12 protein-coding genes are annotated in these 12,945 nt (G+C 60.8%); 2 read left to right on the top strand and 10 right to left on the bottom strand.

Features of this window, described 5'->3' with window-relative positions; translation table 11 throughout:
* Positions 1–42: 42 nt before the first annotated feature.
* The 8 genes from repB to K6N12_RS03015 all read right to left on the bottom strand — a co-directional run bounded on the left by repB (position 43) and on the right by K6N12_RS03015 (position 9,113).
* Complete coding sequence (gene repB, locus K6N12_RS03050) at positions 43–1,017, bottom strand: plasmid partitioning protein RepB (protein WP_222148721.1); 975 nt, start codon at positions 1,015–1,017, stop codon at positions 43–45.
* Between the two features lie 69 nt (positions 1,018–1,086).
* Positions 1,087–2,295 (bottom strand): plasmid partitioning protein RepA, encoded by a 1,209-nt coding sequence (gene repA / locus K6N12_RS03045; RefSeq protein WP_222148720.1) that lies wholly within the window; start codon positions 2,293–2,295, stop codon positions 1,087–1,089.
* Positions 2,296–2,536: 241 nt separating this feature from the next.
* Positions 2,537–3,598 (bottom strand): ABC transporter ATP-binding protein, encoded by a 1,062-nt coding sequence (locus K6N12_RS03040; RefSeq protein WP_131710596.1) that lies wholly within the window; start codon positions 3,596–3,598, stop codon positions 2,537–2,539.
* A 22-nt stretch (positions 3,599–3,620) separates the two neighbouring features.
* Positions 3,621–4,475 (bottom strand): sugar phosphate isomerase/epimerase family protein, encoded by an 855-nt coding sequence (locus K6N12_RS03035; protein ID WP_222148719.1) that lies wholly within the window; start codon positions 4,473–4,475, stop codon positions 3,621–3,623.
* Between the two features lie 47 nt (positions 4,476–4,522).
* Positions 4,523–5,761: an ROK family transcriptional regulator gene (locus K6N12_RS03030; protein ID WP_097624493.1), complete on the bottom strand. Its 1,239-nt coding sequence runs from the start codon at positions 5,759–5,761 to the stop codon at positions 4,523–4,525.
* Between the two features lie 41 nt (positions 5,762–5,802).
* Positions 5,803–6,645 (bottom strand): carbohydrate ABC transporter permease, encoded by an 843-nt coding sequence (locus tag K6N12_RS03025; RefSeq protein ID WP_054184376.1) that lies wholly within the window; start codon positions 6,643–6,645, stop codon positions 5,803–5,805.
* Positions 6,642–7,571, bottom strand: a complete 930-nt coding sequence (locus K6N12_RS03020; protein WP_012555709.1) for a carbohydrate ABC transporter permease — start codon at positions 7,569–7,571, stop codon at positions 6,642–6,644. The genes K6N12_RS03025 and K6N12_RS03020 overlap by 4 nt, the downstream gene beginning before the upstream one ends.
* A gap of 243 nt (positions 7,572–7,814) precedes the next feature.
* A complete protein-coding gene (locus K6N12_RS03015) occupies positions 7,815–9,113 on the bottom strand; it encodes a type 2 periplasmic-binding domain-containing protein (protein WP_183781571.1) in 1,299 nt (432 codons plus the stop codon).
* A gap of 365 nt (positions 9,114–9,478) precedes the next feature.
* Between K6N12_RS03015 and K6N12_RS03010 the strand changes: the two genes are divergently transcribed.
* Positions 9,479–10,525 carry a Gfo/Idh/MocA family protein gene (locus K6N12_RS03010; protein WP_131710598.1) on the top strand — a complete coding sequence of 349 codons (1,047 nt, stop codon included), beginning with the start codon at positions 9,479–9,481 and terminating at the stop codon, positions 10,523–10,525.
* A 3-nt stretch (positions 10,526–10,528) separates the two neighbouring features.
* Here K6N12_RS03010 and K6N12_RS03005 read toward each other — a convergent pair whose 3' ends face one another.
* Positions 10,529–11,668 (bottom strand): ROK family transcriptional regulator, encoded by a 1,140-nt coding sequence (locus K6N12_RS03005; protein WP_097624272.1) that lies wholly within the window; start codon positions 11,666–11,668, stop codon positions 10,529–10,531.
* A 240-nt stretch (positions 11,669–11,908) separates the two neighbouring features.
* On the opposite strand from K6N12_RS03005, the gene K6N12_RS03000 reads away from it, so the two are divergent.
* On the top strand, positions 11,909–12,448 hold the full coding sequence (locus K6N12_RS03000) for a P-loop NTPase family protein (RefSeq protein WP_222148718.1): 540 nt from the start codon (positions 11,909–11,911) through the stop codon (positions 12,446–12,448).
* Between the two features lie 80 nt (positions 12,449–12,528).
* Here the strand turns inward: K6N12_RS03000 and K6N12_RS33975 are convergent, their stop codons facing one another.
* Positions 12,529–12,714 (bottom strand): hypothetical protein, encoded by a 186-nt coding sequence (locus K6N12_RS33975; RefSeq protein WP_097624274.1) that lies wholly within the window; start codon positions 12,712–12,714, stop codon positions 12,529–12,531.
* Positions 12,715–12,945 lie beyond the last annotated feature (231 nt).

Here is a 12,945-nt window from a genome sequence, read left to right as displayed (position 1 = left end):
TTCCACGACTCAGGTCGTTTGGGGGCCTTTTTCTTTTGCGGTTTACTCTCCTTGTTTGCTCTCCTCGGCGAGGAATTGCTCATAGAGCGCATCCAGCCTGCTGGAGAGAAATTCCCCGAAGCGGCCGGCATTCCTCGCTTTCATCGAGAGCGAGAACGCCTTGCCGTCATTCTTCATTTCCGCCTGGACCGCCTTGTCTCGCGGCTGCCATTTCACCTTCCTTGCCGCTGCCGTCTTCTTCACCGGTCGCGCGCTTTTGTTGAGCGCCGCATAGAGCGTTTCGAAACGTTTGTCGGAAGGCAACTGATGAAAGCTGTCGTCCTGCAGGACCTGGGCGACGCTTGCTGCATTGGCCGATTTGCCGGCGAGCAGCGACAACTCCACCCAGCGTTCGCGGCCGATGCCGGGTGCGGGGCCGATCGCCTGGACGACCTCCGGCGAGATGCGATCCATCACCGATATCATTTTCGAGATCGACGCCGCATTGGCGGCAAGGGCTGTCGAAATGACCTCCCTGTCGTATCCCAGTTCTTCCAGCCGCCCGGCGAAGAGCGCCCGTTCGATGAAGGTAAGATCGGCGCGGGCCGAATTCTCCTGCCCCTGGGCGATGACATGGGTGCGGTCGTCGATCGCTTTGACAACGGCCCTGACATTACGGCCGAGCTCGCGGGCGGCACGCAGCCGCCGGTGGCCGAAGACCACTTGATAGTGTCCGTCGATCTTGCCGTGGGGGCGCACCAGAATAGGCGTGTCCTGCCCGCGCGCACGGATCGCTTCGACCAGCGCGCGGAATTCCTCGTCATCCTCGGACAGGCGATCCTTGACGAAGGAGACCTCGACGACATCGGGGTCGAGATCGACGACCGCCTCGCCCTCCAGGAATTTTTCCGCCTGCTTGGCGAGTTCGTCCAGCGAGCGGACGAGCGACCGGCCCGCCCCGCGCATCGGATAGTTCGGCGCGCCTGCATTCTCGTCAGGCATGTCGGCCAGCCTCTCCAGCAGATTCTTTCGTGCCATCACGTCCTCCGATTGCGGTCAATCAATTGATTCGGTTCAAGGAAACCGTGAATTTGTCAGCCGACAAATTCACCGCCCCCATGCCCGATGAATAAGCTCGGCGATCTCGACGTTGACGGCATCCATCGCCTCCAGCGCCCGGTCGTAGGTTCCCCGGTTCATCGACGACCGTTCGACCTCATACAGCGTCTGCTTGGTAATCCCGGCATCCGAGATCGCCGTCGACTTGACCATTTGCTGCTTCAGCATGAATTCGTGGAACATCGTCGACATGAAGCCGACCATCTGTGCCTGCGGCACATCGGTCGGCTCGTAGCGGGTGATGAGATAGCGGTACCAGGAGAGGTTCACTTCGGCCCCGGCCGCTCGGATCGGCTTCAGGATGCCGCCGAGCATCAGCAGGAACTGGCCCATCGACATGACGTCGAGCATCTGCGGATGGATGGTGATCAACACGCTGGTCGCCGCCGTCAGGGCGGTCAGCGTGAGGTAGCCGAGCTGCGGCGGGCAATCGATGACGACGACATCGTAGCGGTCGTCGACTTCGGCGAGCGCCCGCGAAATGCGGGTGAAGAAGGTCTTGCCGTCATTGCTCGACTTATCGGCCATCGCCAGCGGCGTGTCGTATTCGTATTCCTGCAGGTCGAGATTGGCCGGCACGATATCGAGGCCGGGAAAGTTCGTCTTATGGATGATGTCAGAGAGCGGCTTCTTCTCGCCGTCGTAGCGGATCGCTTCATAAAGGGACGAGGCCTGGTCGAACTCCGGCTGGAAACCGTGCAGCGAGGACAGCGATGCCTGCGGATCGAGATCGACGGCAAGCACGCGGTGGCCGGTCAGCGCCAGATGCTGGGCAAGATGGGCCGCCGTCGTCGTCTTGCCCGAGCCGCCCTTGAAATTGACGACCGCGATGACCTGCAGCTTCTCGTGGCCGCGGCGCTGGGGGACATACATGCGGCTCTCGGACCGGCCGTGGGCATCGAGATAGCGCCTCAGCTCAAGCATCTGCTCGGCGCTATACGAGCGCCGACCGGAAGGCGAGGTCTGCGGGCAGGGCCCTTTGCCTTCGAGATGCAGCTTCTTCAGCGTGCTTTGCGAGGCACCGACATAATTGGCGACCTCCGCCAGGGAGAAGTTGCGCAGCGTCTTCTTCGCATTCGGCGGAAAGCGCTGCACACTGAGCAGATGCAGCTTCTTTGAAATCACGTCGCCCTGTTCGAGGATCTGATCCTCGAAATGCAACGGCGCCTTGTTCAAGGCGGTCAAATTAGCGTTCATCGGCAGCAATCTTTCGGATAACGATCTTCGGGATCAAAGGCCCTTCTAACCGTTATTATCCGCGATTCTCCGATGCCGGCCAAGAATTTTAAGGTTAACGCATATTAACCTTTTCAGCGGTGGTTCAAGCACTTGGCGGATGCTGCTCGGATGTCGGAGCAGGAAGAAATTTCACGGCCGGGGCGCGGAAAACGCGCTCCCGGCCGCCGCCCGGCCGAAGGGGAGGGGGCAATCGGCCGGCTCAGTTCAGCGGGGTTTCACCAGAGGTGATCCGCTGTTCGTCCGCCCCGAACAGGTGGATGGTATCGTGGATGGGCGCGATCCTCAGCACGTCGCCGGGGGCGGCCCTGATCCGTTCCCGAAAGACGCAGGTGAGCGTCTGTGTGCCCAACCGAACGATAACAAGCGTTTCCGAACCCGTCGGCTCCACCACGACAGTCGTTACCTCGATGCCGTCGGGGTCGAGCCTGATATGCTCGGGCCGGATGCCATAGGTCACGGCATCGCTCGGGCGGCGCTCGCTCGGCAGCAGCAGGCCGTCGGCGGTTTTGAAGCCGCCTTCTCCCATGCTGCCCTGGATGAAATTCATCGCCGGCGAGCCGATGAAACCGGCGACGAAAAGATTGTTCGGCCGATCGTAGAGTTCCAGCGGCGAGCCCGACTGCTCGATCAGCCCGTCCTTCATGACGACGATCTTGTCGGCCATGGTCATGGCTTCGATCTGGTCGTGGGTGACGTAGATGGTGGTCGTCTGCAGCCGCTGATGCAGTTCTTTGATCTCCGAGCGCATCTGCACCCGAAGTTTGGCGTCGAGGTTCGACAGCGGCTCGTCGAACAGGAAGACCGCCGGGTCGCGTACGATCGCCCGGCCCATGGCGACGCGCTGCCTCTGGCCGCCGGACAATTGCTTTGGATATCTTTCGAGAAGATTTTCGAGGCCGAGTATCTTGGCGGCATTACCGACCCGCTGGTCGATCTCCGTCCTCGGCATGCGTTTCAGCCGCAGGGAAAAGCCCATATTCTTGGCGACCGTCATATGCGGATAGAGCGCGTAGTTCTGGAACACCATGGCGATGTCGCGATCCTTGGGCGCAAGCTCGTTGACGATATGCTTGCCGATCTGGATCTTGCCCGAGGTGATGCCTTCGAGGCCGGCAATCATCCGCAAAAGGGTGGATTTTCCGCAGCCGGATGGGCCGACCAGAACGACGAACTCGCCGTCGCCGATGTCGACCGATACGCCTTTGATGGCTTTGAACGCGCCGTAATCCTTGCGTGCATTGTTGACCGAAACATGGGCCATGACAGTCCTCCCGAATTCGCCGTCAAAGTCCGCTCAGGACCGTTTTGAGATAAGTGAGGCCGAGACGCTCGCCCTCCTTGCGCGCAGCAAGATCCTTGCCGGGCCAGCCATAGGCGGCGTCCTCGTGCTCGATCGACAGCGTGCCGTCAAAGCCATGCCCGCGCGTCTGGCTGAGGAAACGCGGCCAGTCGAGAAGGCCTTGACCCGGCAGCTTGTATTGCCACCAGCCCTTGCCGTGATAGCCGACAGCTTGCAGCACCTCATGATCGATCGCCGTATCCTTGGCGTGCAGGATGGCGATGCGGTCTTTCACCGCCTCCATCGCCTGATAGGGATCGACGCCGATGCGGATGAGGTGTGAGGGATCGAATTCCAGGCCGAAGCGGCGATCTTCGATCCTGCGGAAAAGCTCCTGCCATCCTCTCGGCGTTGTACCGATGAAATGGTCCTTCGGTCCCGGCCAATTCTCGATCGCGAAGGTGAGGCCGGAGGACTGCGTCTTTCCGATCAACTCGTTTGCGAAATCGGCGAAGTCGTCATAATTGGCCTCCTCGCTGGCGCTGTCGTCGCGGCCGGGGAAGATCACGAAGATCGGGACGTCGGCATCGCCGATCGCCTCGGCAAAATCGGCGGTCCTTGCCCGAAGCTCCCGGCGTTTTTCGCGGTCGGCATCGAGCTGATTGCCGAAATAGGTGATCGAAGAGACGAAGAGATTGCGGCTGCGGGCAAGCGTGACGGCTGCCTCCACCCGATCCGGCGTTTTGATATGGCCGCCGACATCGATTTCGATCGCGTCGAACCCCGCCGATGCGGCGAAATCCAACACTTCTTCAAGCGGGCGATCATTGAATGTCGAAGTGTAAAAGCCGATCTTCATCAAAATCCTCCCATCTTCACCAAATTCCCGGCGCCTTGCCAGCCGTTTCAACTGTTCAGGCGATCCATGTTTTTCAGCGGCGAACGCGCGCGTTGAGCGACATCCGCCGATGCGAGCATCAGGGCCGCCGCCATCGGCATGGCTGCCGCCCCCATTGCGGAGGCATCCTCGCCGAGCGAGGCGCGATGGAGCGAGGGCAGGCTCGTGTCCTCGGCGTCGAGATGTTCGTGCACATAGCGCAGCAACTCGTCGACGATGCGGATCGGCAGCCGGCCGCCGACGAGGACGGCGTCGGGATCGACGATCAAGCCGATATGCTTGACCGCGACGGCCAGATGCGCGCTCATTTCCTTCAGCCACTGCGAAACCAGGCGCCTGCCATGCGCATCGAGCGTCAGCAGATCGTGCGGAACACTCACCTCGACGTCGTGGCGGGCAAGAAAATCATAAAGTGAAAACAGCGAGAATATTTCGCCGAGAAGCTGGACCTTGTGGGCTTTCTCGTCCCGGCCGTCGGCAATGGGAAGCCAGCCGATTTCGCCGCTGAGGCCCATGGCGCCGCGGTGACCGTTGCCGTCGAGCACGAGGCCGCCGCCCGGGCAGGCATTGATGGCGATGTAGAAGAAGCTGCTGCTCTCGGCGCCGAGGCCGTAATCGAGCTCGGCAAGGGCTGCGGCATTGGCTTCGTTTTCGATGAAGACAGGATGCTGCGTCAGATTTTCGAGTGCTGCACGCACATCGAACGCCGTCCACTCCTGATAGGCCTCGGGCTTACCGAGCAGCGAAATCTCCCCGAGCCAATCCGGCATCGCCAGGCCGATGCCGGCGAGCCGCGCATCGTCGATCAGCCGGCTGCGTTGGAAATGCGAAATCGCATCTGACGTCAGCTGCAGGAATTCCGCCGGCAGGATGAAACGCTTCTCATGATGCACGCGGGCGCGGACATTGCCGACGGCATCGACCGCCAGGATCGTCAGATGGTCGCGGTCGATGTTGATGCCGATCGCAAAACAGGCATCCGGATTGATCTCGAGTTCGATCGCCGGCTGACCCCGCAGCCCATGCCGGCGGCGGGCTTCCATGATCAGACCCTCGTCCAACAGCCGGTCGACGATGCGGGCGATCGCCGGTTTGGTGAACCCGGTGCGCCTCGCGATTTCGGCGCGTGAAATCGGCGCCTGGCGGTGAATGCAGCGCAGGACGACCGCCCTGTTGTGCTCACCGGCATCCTCGACATTGGCGCCGGTCAGATCGGGGGACGGCCTGGCGCCGAGTGTCTGGTTCATAGAGTCGAATCCTTCATCAATCATCGAGACTGAACCGATGCTCATCCCTTCACCGCGCCGCTGGTCATCGCGCCGAGGATCAGCCTCTGGAGCGACAGGAAGGCCACGATCGCCGGAACGACCGAGATCAGGCAGGCGGCGGCAAGCAGCTGGATGGACGAGTCGGTCTGCATGCCGCGGAAGTTAAAGATTCCGACGCCGATCGGCATCAGGTCATTTTTGGTGAGCAGCAGGAAAGGCACCAGGAATTGCGACCAGCCGGCAATTACCGTGATGATGAAGACCGAGGCGATACCCGGCGCCGACAAGGGCAGGATGATGCGCCAGAACACCGAAAACCGGTTGCAGCCGTCGATCATGGCGGCTTCGTCGAGGCTGCGCGGAATGCCGTCGACCGTGCTCTTCAACAGCCAGGTCGCCAGCGGAACGCCGAGCGCGATATAGACCATGACGACGGCAAAATGGGTGTCCAGCATGCCGAGCCGGTTCATGTAGCGGTAGAGCGGCACCATGATGACAAGCGGCGAGATCATCTGGAAGAGCAGCAGTCCCATCATCGACAGGCCCTTGCCGCGGAACTGAAAGCGGGAAAAGGCGTAAGCGGCGGGCAGCGCCACGATCAGCACGCCGATCCCGCTCAAGGCCGCAAGCTTGAGGCCGTTCCAGAGATAGATTGGAAAATAGCTGTTGTTCAGCACGGTGATGAAATTGTCGATGGTTGGGTTCTGAGGAATATAGCGCGCCGCGCCGCGATAGATCTCGCGCTTGTCACGCATCGCCATCGACAGGAGATAGGTGAGGGGGCCGGCGAAGAAGACGAACATCACCAGCATGAAGAGATAGCTCAAGGCATCGCCGAGCCGCGTTCCCGTCCGCCCGCTCATTGCTCTTCCTCCTTCGGCAGGAACGAGGCATAGACGAAGGCAAGGCCGAGGCTGATGATCAGCATGAGCACGGAGAGCACGCTGCCGCCGGAGAGATCGTAGTTTCTGAAAACGATGTTGAAGACGTAGAGCGAGATCACTTCGGTCGCGCGGCCAGGGCCGCCGCCCGTCAATGTGATGATCGCGTCGAAGGTATTCACCGTCTGGATGGTGATCAGGATCATGTTGACGAGGATGGCGGCGCGCAGCTGCGGCAGGGTGACGAAGAAGAACTGCTGCGAGGCCGTTGCGCCATCGACTTCGGCGGCTTCATAGAGCGAGGGATCGATCGCCTTCAGCGCCGCATACATCACCACCATCGAAAAGGCCGTGCCGCGCCAGATGTTGGAAATCAGCGTCGACCAGGGCGCCATGGCGGGATCGGAAAGCCAGGCGACGGTTGGCATATGCATCAATCTCAGAATGCTGTTCAGCGCGCCGTAAGGCGCTTCGGAAAATAGCATCTGCCAGATGATGCCGCCGGCAATGCCCGGCACGACCCAGGCGATGAGCGCCGTCGTTCTGAGGATGGTGGTGCCGAACAGGCCGCGCTTTTCGCCGCGGATGACGGTGACGGCGACCGCAAGGCCGAGGATCTGCTGGCCGATGACACTGCCGCCGACGAAGATCAGCGTCGCCCATAAAATGTCGGGCAGCTGCGGCGAACTCAGCGCATTGACGATCGAGCCCAGCGTGTAGTCCTGAGTGTCGCCGATCAGCGTCGCATTGGTGAAGGAAAGCCGGAAAACGTCGATGACGGGGTAGAGGTAGAATATGCCGATGACGACGATCACCGGCATGATCCAGGGCAGGGGCGCCCCGGCGAAACGGCGCATGAACGTTCTGCTTTGAGGCGGGCTGTCGACCTCGATGGCAATAGGGCTCATTGGCTTCCCTGTCCGGGTTTGGCAATGTCGACGGGGCCTGCGGACAGGCGCCGTCGTTGTCTGAAGCGTTGAAGAGTGCTGCTGCCCCTCACCCTAACCCTCTCCCCGCTTGCGGGGAGAGGGGACGCGCCGGACGAGGCGCTTGTGAGGGACGGAGAGGTTGCGGCTTGTCCCCTTATCCCCATCACAACGGGGAGAAGGTGGCGGCAGCCGGATGAGGGGCTGGCCACGGACGCCACCGCATCACAGCCGCTTGTAGGCCTCTATCGCCGCGCTGAATGCGGCATCCAGGGCTTCCTCCGGCTTTTTGGTGCCCGAGAGCACGTCACCCATCATGATCTGGATCTGGTTTGATATTTCCGGATAGATCGGCACGCCGGGGCGCGCCTGTCCGTCGACCAGAGCCTTGGCGAAGGTCTTGTTGGCTTCGGTCGAGAAGACTTCATACTTGTCGAACAGCGATTTGCGGGTCGGCAGCTGCTGCTGCAGTGCGTTTGCCGGCCCCATATAGACCTCGCGTGCGAGGTTGGCGCACATCTCGACCTTGTCCTTGTCCTTGCTGAACGAGGCGATCGTCCAGCCGCCGGTGCCTGTCGAGCGCTGATCGGCCGTCGGGCCGGGGATCGGCGAGAAGGTCCAGTTTTTGAACTCGGCTTCGTCGAGCGTGGACTTCAGCTGGGCATATTGCCAATTGCCGCCGATGAAGAGGGCTGTGGTCGCCGCCGCCGCAGCAGCATTCATGTCGTCGTAGTTGGCGATCGTGCTGACGCGCTTGGGGGCCGCGCCGGAATCGACGAGATCCTTGAAATAGTTCAGCGCCTTCAGGAATTTCTCCTTGTTCTCGCCTTCGCCGAAGACCGGCTTGCCGGTATCGTCGACGAGTTTGCCGCCGAGCGCCCAATAGTTCGCCAGCCAGTCGAAGGTCGTGCCTTCCCAGCGCCCGCCGTTGAACAGGACACCTTCCATACCCTCCTTGGTGGAGGCGAGGGCGGCTGTCTTCAGATCGTCCCAGGTCGCAGGCGCCTCGGCGACGATCGATTTGTTGCGATAGAGCACGCGCAAATCCGTATCCCACCACCATGCCCGCACCGTCTGGTCTTTGTCGGTGATGCCGCTGCGGATGAAGGGGAAGAGGTCGTCCACTTCTTCCTTCGAGAAGTAAGGCGTGAAGTCAGCCAGCACATGATTGACCATGAACTGCGAGAGGACGAAGGAGTCGACGGCGGCGCAATCGGGCGCATTGCCGGCCTTGGCCTGCTCCAGCATCTTGGCCTGTTCGGTGCCGATGTCTGAGGACATGAACTGCATCTGCAGTTTCCAATCGGGATGCTTCTTGATGAAGTCGACGAAGAGCTTCTGGTAGCCTTCGGCGATGGCGGGATCGGAATTGTTCGGGCTGTCGTTGGTCAGGCGGACGACGAGGGATTTTGGCGCATCGGCAAGGCCGATCCGGTCCTTGGTTGCAAGTTCCTGGGCAAATGAAACGGATGCTGAAAATAATATTGTGCTCAGCGCAAATGCGCTGACGGTGGCGCTCTTCATGATGGGTCTCCTCCCCATTTTGAACGAATACAGCCTGGCGGTCAGTTGACCTCTCCTCATTTCCGTGCTGCATTAATTAGATTAAGTTACTTTGATTTGATGTCAAGCCACAGCTTGGGAGGCCAGAGCCGGGAGGTTGAGATGCTGGCGACAATCAACAGCAGCTAGCGCAGAATTCCGGAAAATCGAGATCGATTTTTCGAAAAGGATCTGCGCCATCGCCGTGACGGAGCGCCCTTTCGGACGCGTGGCGCAGCCACCGCAATTTTCCTGAAGAAGCATGAGGCGATCGCGGACGGCCGCGATGGCAAGTGCGGTTTTTGCCCGGCTGCGCGGTAGCCGGAAGCGAACTCATGGAGGACAAGATGCGTTTACTCATTCTCGGCACGGGCGGCATGGCCAACCAGCATGCAGCGAGATTCAAGGCGATCGAAGGCGTCAGCGTCGTGGGCGGCGTCGATGTCGTTCCGGAAAGGCTTGCCGCCTTCTGCAGCGAACATGGCATCGCCAACCATTTCACCTCGCTGGAAGAGGCCCTTGCCTGGGGCGAATTCGACGCGGTTGCCAATGTCACGCCCGACAGCATCCACCACCCGACGACGCTTCAGGCGATCGCTGCCGGCAAACACGTCTTCTGTGAAAAGCCGCTCGCCACCGATGCGGTCAAGGCGATGGAGATGACCGAGGCGATCGAACGCTCGGGCAAGGTCGGCATGGTCAATTTCACCTATCGCAATTCGCCCGCCCTGCAGAAAGGCCGGCAGATGGTGCTCGCCGGTGAAATTGGTGCGGTGCGCCATGTCGAGGCGTCGCACCTGCAGAGCTGGCTGGTCGGCCGCCACTGGGGCGACTGGAAGAGCGAAAGCAAATGGCTGTGGCGGCTGAGCAAAAAACATGGATCGAACGGCGCGCTCGGCGACATCGGCATCCACATTGTCGATTTCGCCTCCTATGGTTCCGGGCTCGACGTCGCCCATGTCTTTGCGCGGCTGAAGACCTTCGACAAGGCACCTGATCATAAGATTGGCGAATATGACCTCGATGCCAATGACAGCTTCACGATGAACGTCGATTTCACCAATGGCGCGATCGGCACCATCCAGGCGACGCGCACGGCCGCTGGCCAGATGGATCAGCTGCGCCTCAGGGTCTATGGCGAAACCGGCTCGATCGAGATGATCTACGACACTGGACAATCGACGCTGCGCGCCTGTCTTGGCGAAGACGTGCACACCGCGACCTGGCGTGACGTGTCTTTCGATCCCGTCGAAACCAACTACCAGCGTTTCGTCCAGGCCGTACGGGCCGGCAAGACGCAGGAACCGTCCTTCCGCCGCGCCGCCAATATCCAAAAGGTCCTGGACAAGGCGCTGGCTTCCGATCTCAGCCATGCCGATGAAGCGCTGACCTGAGCATCAGGCCGAAGCCGGCGGCAGCAGCAACGTGTTGAGGAAGGGCAAGAGGGCGGCACCGAGTGCCACGCCGCCGCCGCTGAAGCTCGCCGGTTTCATCGGCGAAATCCAGGGCGTCAGCAGCGGTCTCGTCGAGGTGTCGCGTCGCTCGATGGAAAGCTGATGGATCAGTGCTTCGATCATGCCTTGCGGCAGATCGCCGCCGATCATGACGACGCTCGGGGCAAGAAAGCCGGCCATGGCGATGATCGGATCGAGCAGGTGGCCGGCGGCTTCGCGTATCCATTGTGACAGCAAGGGGCAGGAGAACTCCTCGCCCTTGAGCAGGCGGGCGAAGTCCTCGTCGCCGATGCGTGAGCGCAGGGAATGGAACCCGACGACGGTGTTGAGCTGGACATTGTCTGGCCCGGTCAGCATTTCGCCGATGCTGCCCGCCCGGCCATGCACGCCGGAATAGGGAACGCCGCGAACGAGAAAACCGGCCTGCACGTCGTCGTCGATGATGATCATCGCCAGACAGCCCTCCGGCATGGCGCTGCCGATGGTGCGCTCGGCAAGCAGGCTTGCCGTGCATTCGTTCTCGACATAGGGCCTCGCGACCGTCGACATCGCGGCGATCGCGTCGCTTTCCTCCTCCGTCCAGTCTTTGGCGGCGATGCCGAGGCCGATGACCGGCAAGGCCGCGTGGCGATCGACCATATCCCTGGCGACGGCATGCACCGCGCCGACCCTGTGCGCAGGATCCACGTCGAAATAGACCCGGTCGTGCACCTGGCCGCTGAGATCGATGAGGACGATTTCGCCGCGCGTCTGGCGAAGCTTGACCCCGACCGAGAAGGCGCCCTCCGGCCGCAACGCGAATTCCGTTGCAGTTGCGCCGCCGCCAAGCCCGTTGCGGCGGTTTGATGTGACCAGTTTTTCTTCCGCCAGCCGCCGCAGAATATTGGTAATGCCGGGGCCGGTCAGCCCGCTATGTCGGCCAAGCTCGGTGCGCGTCAGCGGCCCATGCCGGCGGATCGCTTCCAGGATGACGCGAATATTCCGGTCGGCGATTTCGCCCGACCTCAAACCCACCGCTTTGGCGCGCGGAACGCCCATCTCCTGGGTGTGAAGCCGACGCGGCCCTGACCGAAGATACCGCATGACCGCCTTTCCTAGAGCAACATCTCGGTGTGTATCACGCTTGCTGCGGTTCGTAACGGTTTTCCAACAGCCGGGTCACCAACTAATTCCGTCGCTTCAGGGGATTGGGTCGGTGACGGGCGGCGGTGTCTAGGGCGCGCTGCCGGGCGACTTGCATTAGGCAGGCCTGCTCATTGTGTGTTGACAGTCACACTGACTGCAGCCAGTGGAAGCTACCTCAAAATTTCCGACCGGTGTCCCATGCTGCCTTTGCACGCCCTTGGCGAACGCATCGTCGTCCTTGGCCCTTCTAATACGGGCAAGTCAACCTTGGCGGTCGCCCTTTCGAACAAGCTCGGTTTCCAAAGCGTGCATCTCGACCAACTGCATCATTTGCCCAATACCGATTGGCAGACTCGCCCGGAAGCAGAATTTGCCAAACTTCACGACGCGGCAATTCTTGAAGAGCGGTGGATTATGGAAGGTAATTACTCGCGGCTGATGCCGCGGCGTTTGAAACGTGCGACAGGCGCTATTCTGATCACCTCAAATCATTGGCTGCGGTTTGCCCGTTATCTCAAGCGCACGCTGATCAACCGTTCCGATCGTGCCGGACATCTCGAAGGCACAAGAGACAGCATCAAATGGGAGATGGTTCGCTGGATTCTGCTGAAGACGCGACATAGCGACGTCAAATATGCGAAAGCGCTTCTGGATTCCGGCTTGCCAACCATAGAATGCCGCACGGGGGATGCGCTCAACGAACTCTACCGCGTTTGGGATTTGCCTATCCGCCGCTAGGCAACTTCAACCCGGAAGCACGACAATGTGCCAAGGCGATTCCAAGCGGAAGAGCATTGGCCCTCGAGCCGTCGTTGAACCTAATAGCTGCAAGGGCGATCGTTGCCGAAGCCGTCGCGGCAGGCGGGTCTCAGTCCGTAGTCGACGCTACTATATCCAACCGAGCCGGTTTGCACCGAGTCGGTCGAACTCGTCGTGCAGGACGACGATACGGCAACCGCGGCGACGGCTGCCATTGCAGCCAGCAATTTGCGAATTTGGAGCATCCCCCAACCTCCCATCGCTGGCCTGTGGAGCCAGCATTTTTGATGTGATTGCCAGTCAGATAGGTCGATACCGTGTTCGGTAAACTGCTGCCGCCGATCAAGATTGCGTTATTCCTTGGACGTCTTGCGGCCGGTCGGATGCTGAAATAGCGGGTTCGCTTCACAATGACCGCGTCCACACTTGACGGCAAATCAAAGTTACTTAATCTAAGGTCCAGCAGGACCCGCTGG

This window comes from Rhizobium redzepovicii, assembly GCF_019793435.1.
GTDB classification, from domain to species: Bacteria; Pseudomonadota; Alphaproteobacteria; order Rhizobiales; family Rhizobiaceae; genus Rhizobium; species Rhizobium redzepovicii.
Note: the sequence above shows the minus strand (reverse complement) of the source record. Positions and strands in the feature narration are given on the sequence as shown.

Excerpts from the sequence above, each read along its gene's own strand:
- repB (WP_222148721.1), bottom strand. The coding sequence starts at position 1,017 with ATGGCACGAAAGAATCTGCTGGAGAGGCTGGCCGACATGCCTGACGAG.
- repA (WP_222148720.1), bottom strand. The coding sequence starts at position 2,295 with ATGAACGCTAATTTGACCGCCTTGAACAAGGCGCCGTTGCATTTCGAG.
- K6N12_RS03040 (WP_131710596.1), bottom strand. The coding sequence starts at position 3,598 with ATGGCCCATGTTTCGGTCAACAATGCACGCAAGGATTACGGCGCGTTC.
- K6N12_RS03035 (WP_222148719.1), bottom strand. The coding sequence starts at position 4,475 with ATGAAGATCGGCTTTTACACTTCGACATTCAATGATCGCCCGCTTGAA.
- K6N12_RS03030 (WP_097624493.1), bottom strand. The coding sequence starts at position 5,761 with ATGAACCAGACACTCGGCGCCAGGCCGTCCCCCGATCTGACCGGCGCC.
- K6N12_RS03025 (WP_054184376.1), bottom strand. The coding sequence starts at position 6,645 with ATGAGCGGGCGGACGGGAACGCGGCTCGGCGATGCCTTGAGCTATCTC.
- K6N12_RS03020 (WP_012555709.1), bottom strand. The coding sequence starts at position 7,571 with ATGAGCCCTATTGCCATCGAGGTCGACAGCCCGCCTCAAAGCAGAACG.
- K6N12_RS03015 (WP_183781571.1), bottom strand. The coding sequence starts at position 9,113 with ATGAAGAGCGCCACCGTCAGCGCATTTGCGCTGAGCACAATATTATTT.
- K6N12_RS03010 (WP_131710598.1), top strand. The coding sequence starts at position 9,479 with ATGCGTTTACTCATTCTCGGCACGGGCGGCATGGCCAACCAGCATGCA.
- K6N12_RS03005 (WP_097624272.1), bottom strand. The coding sequence starts at position 11,668 with ATGCGGTATCTTCGGTCAGGGCCGCGTCGGCTTCACACCCAGGAGATG.
- K6N12_RS03000 (WP_222148718.1), top strand. The coding sequence starts at position 11,909 with ATGCTGCCTTTGCACGCCCTTGGCGAACGCATCGTCGTCCTTGGCCCT.
- K6N12_RS33975 (WP_097624274.1), bottom strand. The coding sequence starts at position 12,714 with ATGCTCCAAATTCGCAAATTGCTGGCTGCAATGGCAGCCGTCGCCGCG.